The following is a 21,730-nucleotide window of genomic DNA, read 5'->3' as shown; positions in this document are numbered from 1 at the left end:
ATGATTATTTTGTCAATCATAAGACTAATTTATTTTATGTAGACTATACTTCCCTATAGTCTACGTCTATTATATCGCTATCTAAATCCTCATATGTTTTTGAATCATTTTCCTGCATTACATTTTTCCTAACTTTTGCATTTTTTATTGCAGATTTACTTCTTATATAGTTTTTAAATTTCAAAACCCCGTAAATTACTGCAACCGCTACTAATAAGAGAGGTATTGCATGAATAAATAAGTAACCAAAAACAACTACTCCTACTATAACAGCTATTGTCTTTAAAACCCCTGAAAAACTTCTTCCCACAAATTCCATTATTATCACTTCTTTCTATAAACATATGTTATCCTCAAACTCTTTAATTAACTATTTTTATTATAACATAATTTCATAAAAAGGTATTAAATATCACTTAATAAAGTATTAATAATTTGTTAATTTCATTACTTAATCTATATTTCATCCTTAACATAAATTTCAATTATTTTTAATATTACATCTACTGCCTTTTCCATAGCAAAGGTTGGTATAAATTCATATTTTCCATGAAAATTATGTCCTCCAGTAAACAAATTAGGAGTTGGTAACCCCATAAATGAAAGTCTAGCTCCATCTGTGCCGCCTCTTATTGGACTTACCTTAGGAGTTACATCAACCTGCTCCATAGCCTTATAAGCTATATCCACAATGTATTTTACAGGTTCAACCTTCTCTTTCATATTGTAATATTGATCTTTTATATTTACCTCTACTAATTTATCACCATACTTTTGATTTATAAATTCTCCAATACTAATAATTAATTTTTTTCTTTTTTCAAAGTTATCTCTATCAAAATCTCTAACAATAAATGCTAAATTACTTTCCTCAACCTCACCACTAATTGATATAAGGTGATAAAAACCCTCATAACCTTCTGTATACTCTGGTCTCTCATTGTTTGGAATTAAGTTTATAAATTCGTTAGCTATATGCATTGAGCTTATCATCTTGTTTTTAGCTGTACCAGGGTGAACATTTCTTCCTTTAATATGAATTTTAGCCGTGGCAGCATTAAAGTTTTCATACTCCAGTTCACCAATTTCTCCACCATCAACGGTGTATGCTAATTCCGCTCCAAATTTTTCAACATCAAAATGATCTGCACCTTCTCCTATTTCCTCATCCGGTGTAAATCCAACTTTTATTGTACCATGTGGTATTTGTGGATTTTTCACAAGGTATTCTATGGCTGCCATGATTTCAGAAACTCCTGCCTTATCATCTGCTCCAAGAAGTGTTGTTCCATCCGTAGTAATAAGTGTTTTTCCAATATATCTTGTTATTTCAGGAAAATCACTTGGTGATAATATTATATTTTCTTTTTGATTAAGTATTATGTCTTTTCCATCGTAGTTTTCTACAACTTGTGGTTTTACATTATCTGCTGTCATATCTGGACTTGTATCCATATGAGCTATAAAACCTATAGTTTTAACTTCCTTATCAACATTCTTAGGAAGTGTGGCCATTATATATCCATTTTTATCTAACGACACATCCTTTAGCCCTAACTCTTCTAATTCTTTCTTTAATTCTTCACCTAATACTAATTGACCTTTTGTACTTGGTGTAACTCTTGTGTTTTCATCAGATTTTGTGTTAAATTTTACATACTTTAAAAGTCTTTCAACTGCACTATACATAAAATTTCCTCCTATCATATTAATATTAATGTCTTGATGATTAATTATAGTTCATTTTATATAATAAACTCAAGACGATTGACCAATAATTATTTTTAAAACAAAAGAAGAGCCCACAAATTTGCAAGCTCTTCTAATTTATACAGTAAATTTTTCAACTTTTTCTCTTAAATCCCTTGAAACTTGATCGACCCTATCTGAATGATTTTTTACCTCTTCAGCAGATGCAAGCATTTCCTGTGAAGATGCTGATATTTGTTCTGAGGATGCTGAAACTTCTTCAGCCACTGCTGAAACAGACTGTACTTTGTTTAGTACTTCGTCTTTTGCAGCTACAACAGTATTGATAGAGCTGTTTGCATCATCCATTAATGGCACAACCGCATTTACAGCATCAACAATGTCATATAAAACTATAGCTGTATTGTTTGCAGCCTCTGCCTGCCCATCAAGTAAATCTCCCACACTATCAGAAGTTGTTTTAACTTCTTTAGTTTCATTTCCTATATCTTTAACTAAATTCATAATTTCTTCTGATGATTTTTGTGATTCCTCTGCAAGTTTTCTAACTTCTTCAGCAACTACTGCAAAGCCTTTTCCATGTTCACCGGCTCTTGCTGCTTCTATTGCTGCATTAAGGGCTAATAAATTGGTTTGTTCCGATATATCATTTATAGCATCTGTAATGTTTCCAATTTTTGAAACAGCTCCTGACAGATTATCTACTTTTTCAACTACCTTATCAAATGCTTCTTTTACTGATACTAGAGTTCCAATAAGAACATCAACCTGGCTGTTGCCATCCACTGCTTTCGCCTCAGCATTTTTTACTTCTTTTGTTGCTTTAACGAGTCTATCTTTAGTAGCATCTAGTTCTTTTGTTAAGTCAGATACTAAATTTACCACATCAACTAAGTCTTGTGCCTGAGAACTAGCTCCATTTGCTACTTCTTGTATTGCACTAGAAACTTCATTTACTGCTGTAACCATCTCATTGGAAGTTTCAGAAAGTGCTGACGCTGACTCATTAATTTCCAGTCCATTGTGTTTTACACCAGAAATAGAATCTCTAATGCTTTTTATTGTATCACTCATTAATGTTCCCAATTGACCTATTTCATCGTTGCTTTTTGATTTAATTTCTACTGTGAAGTCTCCACCAGATATCTTCTTCATAGTTTTAGCAAATCCTGTTAAAGGCTTAGAAATAAGTCTTGAACTCAACATTGAAATAAACAATGACACTATTATATTTATTACAGCATAAATACCTAATGTTCTTATTAAAATGTTACTAGGCGTACCTTGAACATCCATAATAACACCTAATAAAACAATAAGCAATAATGACTGAAACATAATACGTAACCACAATTTAGCACTTAATTTCATAAGTATCCCCCCTTGAAATATGTTAATGTAACTTTTCAGCATATTTTAGATCTTGTATATTAAAACATTTACAAGAAAACCTACTACAAAAGTCATCAGCCATAAATCTTTTGTATTTATATGTATTTTCATTACAATATTAACACATTTAACGGCGTCTACGCAATGATTTTTTCTATACCTAAGAAGTCCAATTTACTCCATAAGCCTTCCATAGCTTTTTCTCCATTCATATAAAATTCACTTTCATTTATTTTATAAAATGTCCAGCCAACTCTTTTAAGCGTCATTCTTTTTTCATATTTATTTTTAAAATCCATATTATCTTGTTTACTTCCATTACATATTATTGCTATCTTGCTTTTACTTCCCTCCACAACAAAGTCTATATTATAATGTTTTAGTTCCTCGCAAGAGGTTATTCTATAACCCTTGTCTTTTATTTTTTTAAACACATTTTTATGAAAATTACTTTTAAAAACTTTAGGCTCCTTATCAATAGTTTCATTGTTTATAGCTGGATTTAAGCAATATCTTAAGAGTTTTGTTCTCACACACTCTGGATTTAAATTTTCCAAATTTATAGAACAAAAAAGCCAGATTTGATTTTTCGCTCTACTTACTGCAACATTAAATCTTCTTATATCAACTTCTCTCGTAAGTGCTGTAAATTTTACATTGTCACCTACTACCATTGATAAGAATATAATATCCCTTTCATCTCCTTGGAATGAATATGCATCACCACATACTATTCTCCTATTTAACATTTCATTTTCACCAATTTGTTCCCGTATTAATCCTTCAATAATATCAGCTTGCGAGTCACCAAGAAGAGATATAACTCCCATAGTCATGCCATCGTATTTTTTATTTCCACAACACTCATATATTTTCTCACTTATTAACTTAGCTTCCTCCATATTTATATTTTTAATTTTATCCCTTTGCCCATTTGTAACCTTAACAAATTTTATAGGTGCACCTAATCCATTTTGTCCATAGTTATACCTTAAAGGAATTATTTCATTTGAGTAACATAGTTTATTGCTAAAACCTATAATTTCAGGCAAACATCTAAAGTGTTCCTTAAGTAAAATTCTACTTGGGAAAGATCTAAGTGTTGTATTATAAAGGCTAGTTTCTAAATCAAAACATTCATTATGTGGTATTTCCAATAAGTATTTATTTATCAAACTGTTTACGGTGCCTTGGTCCACGCCTACAAGTTGCGGGCTAATTTGTTTGTCATCCCCAACTACCACCGCCCTCTTTGCTCTAAATAGAGCACAAATTGAAAATATATCACACTGACTACTTTCATCAAAAATTACAACATCAAAAGGATTATTATTTACTTTTATATTTTCAATAATTTTGTTAAGTGGCATTATCCAAACTGGTATGGAATCTTTGCAAGCCTCCATTTCCCTTTGTGCAATGTCTCTATATTTATCTGCAAACTTACTTCGTCCTCTCCCTATCCTCTTAGCTGCCTGAATCCAAGCATATAAACTTTTTCTTTGTAAATCTGAAGTATTTATTATTTGCTTATACCAAGCTCTTTTAGAAACAATTTTTTCTATTAACATACTTTCTTTAAATTCTTCTTCTTTTAATAATTTTTCTACTAATTCAGGTCTAATGTTATGTGCCTTTTTTAGTAGACTTTTAAATCTTGATATGTTCCAAGCCTTGTTAAAATTTTTAAATTTACTTCTATCTTTGCTGCCTATAAGTTTTGTTGAAAATTTTGGTGCTTTATCTCTTATTTTATTTAAATTTGCTTCTATATCCTCCACATTAGTAATCATCATTTTTAGTCTATCTATCTCTTTATATGCATCATTAATTTCTTTTAGATTCATATGTTCTATAGCCGTTTCTAATGCATTGAAGTATTCATGTCCATGGCACATCTTTTTTACATTTAAAATGTATGCTTTAATTCTTAAATACTCATTAATATTTTTTAGGCTTATAACTATGTTTTTTAAATAAGTATAAGTTTTTTTGTCGTACCAATCCATGCTATCTAGGAATATTAAATCACCCATTTCTTTTATAACCTTGCTCTTAATATCCATATTCCAATCAACAATTGTACTTAACCCTCTTATACATTCCTCTAAGACCATCATTGTATTAATATTAAAGTCCTTTACCTTAAAACTTTCGTAGTCCTTCATATTATTATTCCATAAATTCATAAAATCTCTTTCTAATTTATTTTTACTTATATAGAGATTTATCATTTCAGCTTCTTCTCTTTGTATAATTGGTTTGTCATCTACAAAACAATTATCAAAAATATATTTGTATTTTTTATGTGTCTTTATAAAAAATTTGCTAATGTCTCCATTTTTCTTTATATGCTCATATATAAATTTAAAATCTTTTTTAAACACTTCAAATGGCTTTTCGCTCGGAAGTACTATATTATGAACGGTAAGTCTCCTTTGAATTTCAGATAAATCTTTTATATAAACACTGCTCCTCATATATAAATGTTTTAAAACAGGTCTAATAATCTCACTATTATAATAATCATTCATAACTTTTTTAAGCCATGATCCCTCTATTTTATCCATTTGCTTTTCAGCCTTAGTTAAGACATTTAAAAGTTTTATATAGTCTAATTTGCAATTATATGAAATCGACCAGTCTTTTAGATTGTTTATATACACTTCATAGTTCTCGTTAATATCTTTAAATTTACTTATATTTTCATAAATCTCACTATAGCTTGGCATCTGGTTCAAAACCTTTTTAAACCTATTTATTTGTATATAGTCATCTTCATCAATTTCATCTAGAAGATCAACTAAGTAAGAGAATTCATCGTCCGTCAGTGGGCACTTGTAATCAAATTTTATATTATCTTCTATCCAAGCAAAATCTTCATCATTTTCTTTCACCCACCTAGCCACATCAATAAGTGAAAGTAGATTCCCATTAACATTGATTTTATTACTTTCAATATTTTCGGTTTCATTTAGTTTCTCGCAAAGCTCCAGTTGTCTTTTTTTGCAACTATCTAAATCTCTCTGTAATGAAGTTATATCTGCTTTTAAGTCTTTAGGATCCATAGATAAATTCTCAGTAATTATCCTTAAAGAATCATCTACATTTCTTAGAGCTTTTGCATCATCACCTAATATGCTAATGCACAGTGGTTTTATTTCTTCAGGAATTTTTTCAGATAAAACCCTTAATGCCCTACCAGTTTGGCTTGTTATTAAAACTCTTTTACCATGAGCTAAAAGATGGCAAATTAGATTTACAATGGTTTGACTTTTACCTGTTCCTGGTGGACCTTCCACAACCAATCCAAAGTCCTCTGCAAGCCTTCTTGCCACTTCTCTTTGTTCCTCATTACTAGGAAGTGGAAATAAAATGTCCTTCCCTACACCAACCCACTGTGCTTTATCTTTTATGTCTTCTTTTACTTTATCTGAACTAACAATTGATGCTACTGTAGGTGGAATCTGATATCCATCATCAATAAGCTTTAATATATTTACAAGTTCGTTATGCCACAATCTATGATCACTTTTCCTCACAATTACAAGTGGTGAATTATATATAATTGGACATCCTGTTATTTTAAAATTATCAGCTTTACCTGAATTTTTTTGTATTTCACCACTTTCATTTATGTTTGAACTTAAATAATGTACTACTTTATTTAATATACTTGACACCTCTTCTAAATTTCTGAAATCTAAGCTACTATTCTCTATTTCCTCTTTTATTTTCAATATTTCATTTATATTAGCTATATTAATCCCAGCAAATATATCAAGCTCCATTTTCATTTTACAATCGTATGGTTTAAGAAAAAATCTTGCATTAACTGCATCAAAAGAAAGCTCTAACTTTGTAGTGACAAGTGGATGTACAATTTTTTTGTCATCTTTTTCCCATGCCAGTATATAATCCGCCCATATTATTTCATGATTTTCATCATCTTTTTGTTTCAGTGTATATAGCTGGAAAAACTCATCATACATATTCTTATCAGTCTTATCTATGCAAAACCAAAATTCATCCTTATCACTATCTTCTTTTAATACTTCATTGCTGCTTTTTAAATCAGTACTCCAAAAAAGTTTTTCATATTCATTAATGTTTCTTATAAATTCTTCATCCATGTTTTTTATGCTAAGCAAATATGTTAATAATTTTTTTACATTATTAGTTGTACTTTCCACTTTTATCACTCCCATAAATTACTATAACTATCGCTTAAATTATTATAACATATTTTACAATAAATGGAATATATTTTTTATTTTTTAATATATTTTGAGCAAATAAAAAAAGACCATAAATTTATGATCTTTTACTTGAATCTCTTTCTATTAACTTATGATCTAATACGTAATGTTTCTGTTCAATTTCCTTTTTGTTAACTAGTTTAATAAGCATCCTCATTCCTACAGATCCCATATCATACATAGGCTCTTCTATAGTTGTAAGTTTAGGATAATAAATAGATGCCGCATATATATTATCAAATCCCATTACATCAACTTGTTCTGGTACTTTTATTCCTTTATCCCTTAAAGTATTTATAACTCCCATTGCTATTTCATCACTACAACAAAAGGCTGCATCTATATCTTTAACCTTGTTTATTATTACTTCCATACCGTCTCTTCCATCTGCAGCTTTAAGTCCGCCAAATTGAATTAATTTTTCATCATACTTAATTCCATTATCCTCTAAGGCCTTTTTATATCCTAAAAACCTTAGTCCACTTGCATTAGCTGAATCTGGATTTACTCCAATATATGCAATTTTCTTATTTCCGTTTTTAATAAGATATGTAGTTGCATCATAAGCTGCCTTTTCATTATCTATTGTTACACTCGGAAATTCATTATTTTTTGAGTTTGTTTCAACAAGTACTGTTGGTAGTTTTAAATTATTAAGTGTGTCTATAATTTCATCTTCCATGGAATTACTCATATATATTACACCATCTACCATTTTTTCTCGAAGAACTTTTAGATATTCCACTTCTTTTTCAGAATCTAAATCAGTGTTACAAAGTATGACATTATAATTGTATATATTGGCTACGTCCTCTGCTCCTCTAACTATTTCTGGATAAAATTGATTTGAAATATCCGGTACAACTATTCCTATAGTTCTTGTTTTCTGTGTTTTTAGACTTCTAGCAACAATATTAGGTCTATAATCCAATTTTTTTATTGCCTCTATTACCTTTTTCTTTGTTTCTTCATTTACTACATCTACATCATTAAGAACTCTTGAAACGGTTGCAATTGATACACCTGCTTCTTTAGCTACATCTTTTATTGAAGCTGCCATTTTTTATCAACTCCTAAATTTATATTTGCACTTACACTTATCTATAAACGTATTCATTACTATCCCTTAATAAATACTCTCTATTATACAATATTACTTGAATTATATCTATTTTACAAGTTTTATATATTAAAAAGCTATGTTTATTTCTACCTAAGTTTCAATAAACATAGCTTTTAACTATAAAAATCACATTTTATTTTTTAGAGATATACGCTTAAGCTCTTTTTTCGACAGCTAAACTTAATTCTTCGCCATTAATATTGAACTTTGTATATTCTCTTTCTGAATCATATACAATTTCTACTGCTAATGTTTCTTTCATTATATTACTTTCAAACTTTTTAATAATATCTTCTAACATCTTATTGTCAGAAACATATATTTTTATTTTATCTGCAACTTCAAATCCACTATCTTTTCTAAAGTTCTGGACTTTACTTAATATTTCTCTCAAATAACCTTCTTCTTTAAGTTCTTCTGTTATTATTGTTTCAAGGACTATTCCATGTTCGCCTTCTCCAGCAAATGCAAACCCTTCAAGTCCGTGCATAGTTACAAGAAGATTATCGCTTCTTAGTTCAATTTCAGTTCCCTGAACTTCTACAGTAACTGTTTCTCCAGAATTAATAGCCTGTGCAAGTTCCATTTGATCCTTTTCACCAATTGCTTTTTTTATTCCAGGTATAAGTTTACCATATTTTTTACCTAATACAGGTAGATTAGGTTTTATTTCAAAACTAACATATTTTGAAAGATCAGCACCAAATACAATTTCTTTAATATTAAGTTCATCTTTTATAATGTCTCCATAATATTCTGGAAGTGCTTTTGTGCTTAAAAGCATTTCCTTTAGTGGCTGTCTATTTTTTATGTTAGCAGCATTTCTTGCACTTCTACCAAGCTTAACAACTTTATATGCTAAATCCATCTGAGCTTCTAGTTCTTTATTTACAAGTGAACTATTATATTCAGGCCATTTACATAAATGAACACTCTCCTCAGCCTTTTCATCTATTGCGAGTACTAAGCTTTGATAAATTTGTTCAGTCATAAATGGTATAAATGGAGCCGCAACTTTAGATAACGTTACTAATACATTGTATAATGTAGTATACGCACCTATTTTGTCATCTGTAAGTTCAGTAGTCCAGTATCTTGATCTATTTCTTCTTACATACCAATTTGAAAGTTCATCTACAAAATTTTCAATAGCAAGTGCACCTTGAGTTATTTTATAGCCTTCAAAATCTCCTTCAACTTCTTTTACAAGGGTATTTAATTTAGACAAAATCCATTTATCCATTACATTATCCGATGTAAAATCTTTATACTCTAATGGATTAAATTTATCTATTTCTGCATAAAGCACGTAAAATGAGTAAACATTCCAAAGTGTACTTAAAAATCTTCTTTGAGTTTCAGCTACATCTTCTTCCGAGAATCTTGTTGGAAGCCATGGTGCACTAGAAGTATAAAAATGCCATCTTGCTGCATCTCCGCCTTCATGTTCAAGTACATCAAAAGGATCTACAACATTTCCTTTATGCTTTGACATTTTCAAACCATTTTTATCTAATACATGACCTAATACAACACAATTTTCAAAAGGATTTGTATCAAAAATAGCTGTAGAAATGGCAAGTAATGTGTAGAACCATCCTCTTGTTTGATCCACTGCCTCTGATATAAATTGTGCTGGGAAGTTGTTTTCAAAAACTTCCTTGTTTTCAAATGGATAATGGTGTTGTGCAAATGGCATTGATCCTGAATCAAACCAGCAGTCTATAACTTCTTGCACTCTATTCATTTCCTTACCGCAATCAGGACAAATTAACTTAACCTTATCAATGTATGGTTTGTGAAGTTCTATATTTTCTGGGACATCCTTACCCTTCTTTTTAAGCTCTTCTATACTTCCAATACATTCTCTATGACCACATTCACATTCCCAAATTGGAAGTGGCGTTCCCCAATATCTATCACGGCTTATACCCCAGTCTATAACATTTTCAACGAATTTTCCAAATCTTCCTGTTCTAATATTATCTGGATACCAATTTATCTTATTATTATATTTAACTAATTTATCACGTAAAGAAGTCATTTTTACAAACCAGCTATCCTTTGGATAATATAGAAGTGGAGTGTCACATCTCCAGCAATGTGGATATGAGTGAGTAAACTTCTCTGATTTATAAAGTGTTCCGTTTTCATCCATATATTGAAGTATCTTAGGATCAGCTTTTTTAACAAATAAACCTTTCCAAGGTTCAACTTCATCTACAAATTTACCTTCTAGATCAACTAAATTTATTAGTGGTAAATCATATTTTTTACCAAGTAAATTATCATCTTCACCATAAGCTGGAGCAATATGAACTATTCCTGTACCATCAGAAAGAGTTACAAAATCACCATGAACAACATAAAAAGCTTTCTTTTCTGGAACTTCATATTTAAATAACTGTTCATACTGAATTCCTAGAAGTTCTTCACCTTTAAATTCTTTTACAATTTCATATTCACCTTCAAGTACACTTAAAAGGTTTTTAGCAAGAATTAGATGCTCTTCATTATTAATAACTTCCACATAATCATAAGTTTTATTAACTGCAAGAGCTACATTACTTGGTAATGTCCAAGGAGTTGTTGTCCATGCAAGTAAATATTTGTTGTCTTCTCCAAGCACCTTAAATTTAACAAAAGCAGTTGCTTCTTTAACATCTTTATAACCTTGAGCAACTTCATGTGATGAAAGTGCTGTTCCACATCTTGGGCAGTAAGGAACGATTTTATGACCTCTGTATAAAAGGTCCTTATCCCACATTGTTTTTAATGCCCACCAAACTGACTCTATATATTCATTATGATATGTTACATATGGATTATCCATATCTACCCAATATCCTAATTTTTCAGACATTTCTCTCCAAAGTGTTACGTAAGAAAATACACTTTCCTTACACTCTGTAACAAATTTTTCTACACCATATTGTTCTATTTGTGGTTTTCCTGATATTTTAAGCTTTTTTTCTATTTCTAGTTCAACAGGAAGTCCGTGTGTATCCCATCCAGCTTTTCTTAATACCTTATAACCTTTCATTACTTTGTATCTAGGTATTATATCCTTCATTACTCTTGTAATAACATGACCAACATGTGGTTTTCCATTAGCTGTTGGTGGTCCATCATAAAAAGTAAAGTATTCACCATCTTCATTTGATTCAAAGCTTTTCTTAATTATTTCTTTTTCATCCCAAAGCTTTAAAACATCTTTCTCCATATCCACAAAGGATTTAGAAGAATCAACTCTTTTATACATAGTCTAGATCTCCTCTCATATATGCATTTATAATATAATTTTACAATAATAAAAAAACTTCGCCCTAAAAATAGGACGAAGTAACTCGCTATACCACCTAATTAACTGATCTTTTCAAGCACAAATATACTCTATTCTTTAACGCAGAATTACGAATAAGCTTACTTAAACTTTCAGCCATCAGCTCCTAGGTGATTTTTATTATCCTATTTGTTATGGGCTTACACCGTCCCCATTCGCTTAAAACTTTTAGAATAATTACTTTTCCTAATCACAGCTATTTGTTTACAATTAATTTATTTAATTTTCACTTTCTAACATTATATTATAATATAGTTTCTTTGTCAATTAGCCCTGTTAAGGGCATATACTATATAGAATACCACACTTATTAGTATTGGCAAATATGCTATAAACTTATATACCACATTGTCACTTTCTATTGCTACTGTTCCATCCACTTTATCTAAATGTATTGTTTCATTTTCTGTACTTATGTTTTTAATATGTCTAATTACAAATACAATACCCACTACTGCCATAACAGCTAGAATAAAATATAAGCCTATAGCAAAATTTCTAAGCATTGGGTCCATTGAAGTTATATCGTTCCCTTTTACTGAATGTCTTGCTGCAAACCAAGATATAGAAGCATTAATCCCATTAAACATAAAATGACAAATCATAGATGCAAAAATAGAATCAGTTAACCTAACTAAATACACAAGAATAATTCCAAGTGCAAAGGTATATAAAAACTGTGGCGGATTCATGTGCAATACAGCAAATAAAAATCCAGTAATAATTGCAGCCCCAGCCGTCCCCATTTTATTGTAACCAGACAGTATAATCCCCCTCATAGTCATTTCCTCACATATTGCTGGAGTTAACGCTATGATTAATACAAATGCCCATAGTGGCAAAGAATTCATTTTTTGGAGCACCTCAGTCACATTATTTTTAAAAAATAAATTTGTAATAAGGCCTAAAAAAATTGCTATAGGATACACTAAAAAAGATACTCCTATTACGCTTGGCAAATATTTAAGCTTAAGCTTTTTTAATCTTAATGTAGCTAACACCGGCTGTCTTGTTACGATTAAATAAATCAATAAAGGAAATATAAGAAATACTATCTGTGTAACTAATAGACTAAGCCATATTCTTCCATGTAAAAAAGATGCAAATGGAGTTAAAATATATCCACCAAACACCTGAAGTAATACTAATATTAAAAAGTATAAATTTACGCCAAAAATTTTTTTCATAGAACTCTCCCTAATTTCAAAAATTTAGTATAACAACATTGTATATTATATTCCTTTTTACGGCAATTATTATATAAAAATAAGTAGCTAAATAAATGTTTTATCTAGCCACTTAAAAAATCTGTTTATTTTTTTAATCCATTTAGGATACTGTACATGACAGGTACTATAATTAACGTTAATATAGTGGAAAATACAAGTCCTCCCATAACTGCTATACCAAGTCCTTGAGATATAAGATTCCCATGGGAAAATCCAAGTACCAGCGGAATTAATGCCATTACTGTTGATATAGCGGTCATAAGTATTGGTCTTAATCTTACAGCTCCAGCTTCTAATAGAGCCTCTTTAACCCCCATGCCATTAGCTCTATATGTCTTTACTCTATCAAGAAGTACTATAGCATTAGTAACAACTATACCTATAAGCATAAGCATGCCTATCATGCCCGATACTGTTAATGGCTGCTTTGCAATATACAATGCAGTAATTGCTCCTACTCCTGCAAACGGAAGCGAGAATAAAATTGCAAAAGGCGTTATTGGCTCTCCAAAAGTAATAACCATTACTATATAAACAAGCATAACTGCTACAACCATTGCCATTGCCATCTGTGAAAATCCATCGCTAATGCTTTTATTACTACCTTGAAGATCATAAGTTATCCCTATTGGAAGTGATCTCTTTATGCTGTCAATCTCACCTTTCGCTTCTTTAGTAACCTTATTCGTATCATTGCCTACTATATTTGCATCTACCTCAGCATATTGATTTCCATCAAGCTCTGAAATTGTAGCAGGACCATCTGCATAATTAACATTAGCAATATCTCCAATCTTCACGTCACCATTTGAACCTTGTATTACTAAATTTTTTATTTTGTCTATGCTGTCAATATCTTGTGAATTATATCCAAGCATTACATCAACCGTATTTGTATTATTTGATGAGTCTTCGTTAATTGTAGTTACTTTACTATACCCAAGATAATATTTGACGATTTGTGCAGCACTAGCAGGCGTTATCCCATTTTGTGCAGCTTTATTAGGATCAACAGCTATTGATATTTTTTGACTTTTCTCAGAAATATTATTTGTTACATTATTTAAAGTGCTCATATTTTTAAGTTTATTAGTAATTATTCCTGCTGCCTTTGTTATGTCATCAACATTATTTCCATTTATAACAACTTGAACGTTATCTGACTGAGTACCTGTAGAGCTCTCTGGTGTTACAGTCATAATTTCACCATTGCTGCTATATTTTTTAGCTTCTTCATTTAATTCATTTACAGCCTTATCTATATTCTCATTTTCTTTTAAAACTACAGTAAAAGTTCCAACATTAGAAGCCTGATTAGATAAAACACTAGTGTTACTACTACTTGTATCTCCTATAACACTGGCAACATCCACAACATCACTTCTACCCTTAAGATATTTTTCATATTTTATCGCTTCTTCATTTGTTTTATCTGCAGAAGTTCCAACAGGCATTGTCATTTTAACATTTATTACATTACTATTGGATGTAGGCATAAATTGTACACCTATCTTTTTGAGGAACCCTAATGATAAAACTAAGGTCATAAAACATACTATTAAAACAGCAATTCTGTGATTTAATACACTATTTAATATTTTTTTGTAACCAAGAGCAATTACTCCTTCTTTCTCAGTATGTTTAATTTTACTCCTTGATAACATAAATCTGCTCATAACAGGAACAACAGTAAGTGCAACTAAAAGTGATGCAAGTATACATATTACTACTGTATATGCAAATGGTACGAATACTTTTCCTATGAGTCCTGAAATAAAGCCTAGAGGTAAGAATACTCCTACAGTAGTTATTGTAGACGCAGCAATAGCTGAACCCACTTCATTTGTTGCCTCTTCAATTAATGCAGCATTATCCGTTTCTTTTGAAAGGCTTAGCCTTCGATATATGTTTTCTATTACAACAATCGAGTCGTCTACAATTCTTCCGACTGCAACAGCAATACCTCCTAAAGACATTGTATTTAATGTTATACCAAACCTTGGAATAACAATTAGTGCTATAAGAACTGAAAGAGGTATAGATACAACTGCAATAATTGTTGATCTTAAATTTCTAAGAAATAATGCAATAATTATCATTGCAAAAATTGCACCTGTTATACCCTCATCCATCATTCCATCAACCGAATCTTTTACTGTTTTTGACGAGTCATCTATTTTGCTGAAATTTATATCCTTATTACTCTTTGAAATATCTGATATCTTCTCTGACACATCATTTGCTAATTGAACTGTATTTGAATCATCGGTTTTGTATATATTAAGTACCATTCCATCCTTATAATTTGATCTAACATAATAACCATTATCTTCAGAACCGCTGCTTATATCCGCAATGTCCTTTAAAAAAACTACCTTTACTTGATTATCCATACTTATTGAACTGCTGGTACCTGTGCTTTTTCCATTACTTATATTACTGTTATTATTTATACTACTTGTTGGCTTTGAACTTGATCCATTACTGCTTAACGCCTTCCCTGCTTCCTGCTCTGAGGCTAAAATTTGTTTTAATGAGTTTGTGGAGCTTTGAATAACAGAATTAGCTTGTTCTATAGTCTTTTTAGCGTTTTCTTTGTCTTGTGCTGTAGCTTTAGTATTGCTTAAAACTGTCTGTTCATTAAGAATAATAGCTTCCTGCTGCTGTATTACACTTAATATTCCAATACATTGAGTATTACTACTAATCATATTTCCTAGTGTATTCGTAGCTGCTTTGGTTCCTTCTGCAAGACTTCCCATCTGTTGACCCATTTGAGATACTGACTGACCAAGATCTCCTATGGCAGTTCCCATCTGATTCATCCCTTGTTGAATTTGACTAAAGCTATCCCCAATAATCTTAGAAGTATCAGGTTGAACTATAATTGGAATAGATTTAATGTCATTTATATTACTAAACCCATTAGACATAGTTACAGCAAAATCTTTTTGATTTATTTCCTTATTTCCTAGAGGAGATGTTATATTGTTAGTACTAATTATATTTTGAACTTGTTGAAGAGTTATATTGTTATCCTTCATTTTTTGTTCATCTAATTTAATGTAAACATTATCATTATTTAAACCTTTTACATCAACGCTAGATACCCCAGCTACACTATTTAGACCTGGTTCAAGAGTGTTGTTTACAAATTTAGTCAAATCATTTATGTTTTTACTACTTTGAATTGAATACGTCATTGCAGGAAAACTTCCCATTGTTATCTTTGCAATATTAGGCTTTTGAGCACTACTTGGTAAGGTTACTTTATTCATAGCATCTTCAATATCTCTTAACCCTTTATCAATATCCGAAGAGTAATCAAAATTTGCCTGAATTATAGAAACATTTTGATTAGATATTCCCTTAATATCCGTTATTCCTTCAATTCCAGATAACGCGCTACGAATGGGCTTTGTTACGTCCGTTGAAACTTGACTTGGATTAGCTCCTGGATATACAGTATAAATAGTTACTACAGGTATACTAATATTAGGCATAGCTTCCTCTTTTATTCCCATTGCTGAGTAAATTCCACCTATAGCTATAAGTATAACTGCTAGCAATATTACAAATGTATTTTTCATAGAAAATTTAGTAAAGTTTTTCATATTGTTTCCTCCGTTTATTAAAAAAATGAATTATACAAATATACCTCTGTATAATTCATCTTAATGAGCATAAATTAAATAAAAATATAATAAATATAAAGAAAACTTAATATTTATATTTAGGCATTATAATCTCAATTCCAAAGCCATTGTCTTCAGGTTTATACGCGCTTATGCTACCAGCATGCTTTTCTATAATTTCGCGACATATAAAAAGCCCAAGTCCACTACCACCTTTTTTACGTGATCTTGATGGCTCAACACGATAGAAACGGTCAAAAATATATGGTAAATTTTCTTTAGGAACTTCTGTACCATTGTTTTCAATTCTAATATGGATCTTATCCCCCAAACTCTCTATGATTGTATGTACTACTAGCGGCTTATCTCCATATTTTACAGCATTACTTATAACATTTTCTATTACCCTCTTTATAGAAGCGCTGTCTACCTTTAAAAAATCTTCACTATTTAGCTTGCAGACATATTCAATTTTTGCATCTACATCTTCCCATTCTTCCATATATGGCTCAAATATAGATTGCCAAAACTCTTTAGCACATACAATTTTATAGTCTGCGTCATCCTGCAAAGCTACAATCATTGCTGCCTCTTGAAACTTATCAATCAAATTTCGGATATCATTAGCTTTGCTCATAATCACCTTGTAATAATGCTGCTGCCTCTGTATATCAATAACTTTTCCTAATGCTAGTCTTTCAGTATAGGTTATAATTGAGGTAAGCGGGGTCTTTAAATCATGAGAAATAGCTGCCAGCATGGTTTGCTGCTGTCTGTCTACATCTTTAAGGCGGATAATCATATCATCAAATCCCTTTTCTAGTATGCCTATTTCATCTTCTCTATAATCTTTTTTTTCTAACTTTAACTTTATTGGATTATTCCCCATTCGTTTACAAAGTTCAAAAATTGGTTTTGTAATTGATAAATGAAGGAATAACGCAATAAGCAAGAATATTAAAAATAACAAAGATAAAACAATCCATAAATATCTTGTGGAGTACTCTTTTAATAGTTCAAACCTCGGCATTAATATTCCATTTATACGTATGCCATACCGAACTACTCCTCCAGTAATCACATAGTCCTTTGCTGATATCTTAATCATAGCTGGTAAATTTCCTGACGACCATAATACCTTTCCATTTTCATCAAGCAGTTCAACCTGCATTTTATTAGTAGCATATGTAGACAGTACCCTCTCTATACTTTTTTCATCTTTACATTTTGATGATTTTTGTGCAAGCATAGAAACTATATCACCATACCTAACTTGTTCATTAGCTACATTATATCTAAAATCATATCTATAAAAAATCGAGAAACTAAATAGAAGTGTTGCTATAAAAAATATAAACATCATTATAAGGACTATAAACATCTTAAACCGAATGGACTTTTTCATTAAACATCACCATCCAACTTATATCCAATGCCCCATACTGTTTTAATTTGTTTGCCTTCCTTGCCTAACTTAGAGCGTAAATTTTTAATGTGTACAGTAACTGTGTTTAAATCTCCAGCATAAGGATCCTTCCAAATTGCCGCATATATTTGTTCTCTTGTAAGCACTCTGTTTTTGTTTTCAAATAAATAACTAAGAATTTGAAATTCTTTTGTAGAAAGATCTAAAGGTGAACCATTAACAAATGCCCGCCAGGTTGTTTTATTAAGTTCTACATTGCCTATTTTTACAATTTCTTCTGTTCTGCCCCTTTTTTGTTCACGCCTTAAATGTGCGTTAACTCTTGCAACAAGTTCATCCATAGAAAATGGCTTTGCAACATAATCATCTGCACCTATTTGGAGCCCTACAACTTTATCTATATCACGTCCTCTTGCACTAAGTATTAACACAGGAGCATCTGTTTTCTTTTTAATTTGACGTAGCGTTTCAAGTCCGTCCATTTCTGGCATCATAATATCAAGTATAAACAAATTAATTTTTTCGCTTTTCATTATTTCAATAACTTGTAAACCGTTATAAGCACAACTTACAAAATATCCTTCATCCATTAATGTATCAGCTATGATATCAACTATATCTTTGTCATCATCTGCAATTAACACTCTATTTGTCAATTTTTTCACCTCTCTATTTTAATATTTCACTAATATTAATATTAATATTATAAAGCTCAAATATAAAATAAAAATTAAATTTTATATTTGATTTACTATATAATAAAAAAATAAAGAATACTACATTATCTTTGTAATATCCTTATATTTATATGAATCCTATAAATTTTTCCCTTTGTCATAATCTAAAACAATAATTTGTGACTTCTCAAGACTTTTTTTAACATCAATTATTCTCTGATTACTTGATCCCCTAAATTTAAGTCTCTCATTTTTTTTATTTATATCAAATTTTCCATCAACTAACACATCAATGTTTTTCAAAAGTTCATCAAAGCCTGGCCTTTCATGCCTATTTTCAATAACATATTCAAATGTATACCCTGTGTAAACCCATATGTTTTTACCAGCTGCTTTTACCTTTTTAGCAATACCCGCAAATGCTTCTGCTTGTTCTAGAGGATCTCCTCCTGAAAAAGTTACCCCTCTTAACATTGGATTTTCTAAAATGTCCCTAACAATGTTGTCTATCTTAAATATCTGACCACCGCTAAAGGAATGAGTGTGGAGGTTAAAACAACCTTCACACTCATGTTTGCATCCTTGTGAAAACAATACTCGTCTTAGCCCTGGTCCATTGCTTAAACTCTCATGTATAACACCAGCAAGCCTGATTTCATCCTTACACATTGTAAACATGTTTCCCATTTTCTTGTGATATTCTGTCTCTTCTTTCCCCACTTTTACCTATTCCAAATCTTTCATCAAGACTTAGATATCCGGTAACTCTAGATACACCTTGAATATCTGTGCTATTACATTCTGGACATTCATGTTCTCCATTGTAAAGATAGGTTCCACAAGATTTACAGTACCTTATGTGAAAATTAATTCCCATATAGCTCATATCTGTACACTTATATGCATAATTTATTATGTCCATTATAGTGTCTCCATCAGGATAATTATCAAGTTCTATATAACTTATATGTCCTCCGTTACACATTGCATGGTAAGGGGCCTCAATATCGATTTTTTCCTTTATAGAAATCGGATGTCCTACAGGTACATGATAGCTGTTTGTATAATACTCTTTATCTGTAACTCCTGGTATTTCACCAAATATGGCCTTATCCTTTACTATAAACTTACCGCTAAGACCTTCTGCAGGTGTTGCATAGCAACTCCAGTTAAGTCTTGTTTCAAGCGTCGTCTTATCTGTATACTCTCTAATATATCTTATAATTCTTTCACCAAGTTCTCTTGAAGTTTTATCCTCTCCATGATGCTTTCCTCTTATGGCTACTAATGTTTCTGCAAGTCCTATAAACCCAATTCCCCAAGTTCCTTGCTTTAATATTGGCTCAATAGAGTCATCTGGAGATAAATCTTCTCCGCCTTTCATTAGACCTTGTCCTGCAACAAATGGTAAATCTTTAACTCTTAATTTTTTAAGTTTTTCATATCTATCTAAAAGACTTTCTTTTGCTAAATTAAGTCTTACATCCAAAAGTTCAAAAAATTTATCTACATTTCCCTTTGCTAATATTCCTATTCTTGGAAGGTTTATAGTTGTTGGTGCAATATTTCCTCTTCCTTTAGTTCCTGCTTCTCCATTTATATTTGAGCATACATAAGTTCTGCACCCCATTGTTGCTGGTATTACACCCTCATCGTAATATTTCTTATTGAAGCTAGAATCAATATTCATAAATGTAGGATTCATTCTCTTTGCCGCAACTGAGCAAGCTAATTTGTATAGATAAAAATAAGGATCATTTTCTTCTCTATTTACGCCTTCTTTAAGTCTAAATATTATGTTAGGGAAAATAGGCTGTTCTCCCTTTCCTAAACCTTTTTCATACTCTTTAAGGAATATTTCACATACAAGTGCTGCATCCTTATCATTTGGTATTCCAAGGTTTATTGATGAAAATGGTACTTGAGATCCTGCTCTACTGTGCATAGTATTAAGGTTGTAAACTATACCTTGCATAGCCTGCTGAATAGCCCTTATAACTTTCTTCTCAACTAGTTCCTCTATCTTTGATTCATCTACCGACATCTCTAAAAGTTCATTTCTTATTTGCTGTCTCGTTGGCTCAACAAATTCTCCCATGTCATTATCAAAATCAGGATGAGATTGTCCTCCAAACATGTCATTTTGGGTTGATTGTAAAAGAATACATGAAAGTTCTGCCGCAGATTCTATCCTTTTTGGTGGTCTTATATATCCGTAACCCGTATTAAATCCCTTTTCCAAAACTTCCTTTGTTGGTATATGTAAACAGTTAGTAGTTAAGTTGTAGCTGTCTAAATCATGGTAATACACATCTCCATTTTCATGTGCCTTTGCAAGCCTTTTAGGCATTTTTGCAAGATTGTGCCATTTATTAGATTCACTAGCTATTCTTAAAAGTTTTGAACTAAAGTTGTTTCCAACATTTGCATTATCCCTATCTGTCTCAACGCCTATTTGTCCAATTGCCTTCATCAAATCTGATTTTATGTCTCTAACCTTTGTTCTTTCTTTTCTATAGTTTGAATATGCAAACCCTATATCTTTAAATCCTTTTTTTATAAGAGTTTCTTCAACTATATTTTGTATTTCTTCAACAGTTATGTATTCTAAATTCATTTCTTCAAGTTGTTTTATAACTTGTTGTGTGACTGATAAAACTTCACTGACCTTAATAATGATACCGATTTCTTCAGCTGCACCCTTTATGGCATTACTAATTTTGACAGAATTAAACTCGACCTCTCTGCCATCCCTTTTTACTACATGTAGCATATTATATTCCCTCCGAACACTATATATTGTAGTCCATATTATACAATAGTAAAAAATTTATAGCAAGTTGTAAATTTTCTTTTATAAAATGCCAAAGCTTTTTATCCTCATATTTATCCGCTTTATCTTTCAAATAATCTGTTTTTTATATACATTACCTCTT

12 protein-coding genes and 1 other annotated feature are annotated in these 21,730 nt (G+C 30.9%); all 12 genes read right to left on the bottom strand.

Annotation, left to right across the window (positions count from 1 at the left end):
* Nucleotides 1–43: 43 nt before the first annotated feature.
* The 12 genes from B8978_RS14010 to nrdD all read right to left on the bottom strand — a co-directional run bounded on the left by B8978_RS14010 (nt 44) and on the right by nrdD (nt 21,567).
* Complete coding sequence (locus tag B8978_RS14010; RefSeq protein ID WP_084116669.1) at nt 44–319, bottom strand: hypothetical protein; 276 nt, start codon at nt 317–319, stop codon at nt 44–46.
* Nucleotides 320–456: 137 nt separating this feature from the next.
* Entirely contained in the window at nt 457–1,689 is a 1,233-nt protein-coding gene (gene pepT, locus B8978_RS14005; protein WP_084116668.1) for a peptidase T, read from the bottom strand.
* A 138-nt stretch (nt 1,690–1,827) separates the two neighbouring features.
* The gene (locus tag B8978_RS14000) at nt 1,828–3,081 is read right to left on the bottom strand and encodes a methyl-accepting chemotaxis protein (protein ID WP_242950568.1); all 1,254 of its coding nucleotides are present in this window, start codon (nt 3,079–3,081) and stop codon (nt 1,828–1,830) included.
* A gap of 158 nt (nt 3,082–3,239) precedes the next feature.
* Entirely contained in the window at nt 3,240–7,295 is a 4,056-nt protein-coding gene (locus B8978_RS13995) for an AAA domain-containing protein (protein ID WP_242950567.1), read from the bottom strand.
* A 121-nt stretch (nt 7,296–7,416) separates the two neighbouring features.
* The gene (locus tag B8978_RS13990; RefSeq protein ID WP_084116665.1) at nt 7,417–8,421 is read right to left on the bottom strand and encodes a LacI family DNA-binding transcriptional regulator; all 1,005 of its coding nucleotides are present in this window, start codon (nt 8,419–8,421) and stop codon (nt 7,417–7,419) included.
* Between the two features lie 217 nt (nt 8,422–8,638).
* Nucleotides 8,639–11,746, bottom strand: a complete 3,108-nt coding sequence (gene ileS, locus B8978_RS13985; protein ID WP_084116664.1) for an isoleucine--tRNA ligase — start codon at nt 11,744–11,746, stop codon at nt 8,639–8,641.
* A 68-nt stretch (nt 11,747–11,814) separates the two neighbouring features.
* Nucleotides 11,815–12,030 (bottom strand) — a binding site (T-box leader).
* 60 nt (nt 12,031–12,090) lie between these two features.
* Complete coding sequence (locus B8978_RS13980; protein ID WP_084116663.1) at nt 12,091–13,014, bottom strand: CPBP family intramembrane glutamic endopeptidase; 924 nt, start codon at nt 13,012–13,014, stop codon at nt 12,091–12,093.
* A gap of 125 nt (nt 13,015–13,139) precedes the next feature.
* Entirely contained in the window at nt 13,140–16,670 is a 3,531-nt protein-coding gene (locus B8978_RS13975; protein WP_084116662.1) for an efflux RND transporter permease subunit, read from the bottom strand.
* A gap of 106 nt (nt 16,671–16,776) precedes the next feature.
* Nucleotides 16,777–18,096 (bottom strand): sensor histidine kinase, encoded by a 1,320-nt coding sequence (locus B8978_RS13970; protein ID WP_084116661.1) that lies wholly within the window; start codon nt 18,094–18,096, stop codon nt 16,777–16,779.
* Nucleotides 18,096–18,782: a response regulator transcription factor gene (locus tag B8978_RS13965; protein WP_242950566.1), complete on the bottom strand. Its 687-nt coding sequence runs from the start codon at nt 18,780–18,782 to the stop codon at nt 18,096–18,098. Before B8978_RS13965 ends, B8978_RS13970 begins: the two co-directional genes overlap by 1 nt.
* 150 nt (nt 18,783–18,932) lie before the next feature.
* Nucleotides 18,933–19,481, bottom strand: a complete 549-nt coding sequence (gene nrdG / locus B8978_RS13960; RefSeq protein ID WP_423236725.1) for an anaerobic ribonucleoside-triphosphate reductase activating protein — start codon at nt 19,479–19,481, stop codon at nt 18,933–18,935.
* Nucleotides 19,456–21,567: an anaerobic ribonucleoside-triphosphate reductase gene (gene nrdD, locus B8978_RS13955; RefSeq protein WP_084116659.1), complete on the bottom strand. Its 2,112-nt coding sequence runs from the start codon at nt 21,565–21,567 to the stop codon at nt 19,456–19,458. Before nrdD ends, nrdG begins: the two co-directional genes overlap by 26 nt.
* Nucleotides 21,568–21,730 lie beyond the last annotated feature (163 nt).

Origin of the sequence: Clostridium acidisoli DSM 12555 (assembly GCF_900176305.1) — a bacterium.
GTDB lineage: Bacteria > Bacillota > Clostridia > Clostridiales > Clostridiaceae > Clostridium_I > Clostridium_I acidisoli.
Note: the sequence above shows the minus strand (reverse complement) of the source record. Positions and strands in the feature narration are given on the sequence as shown.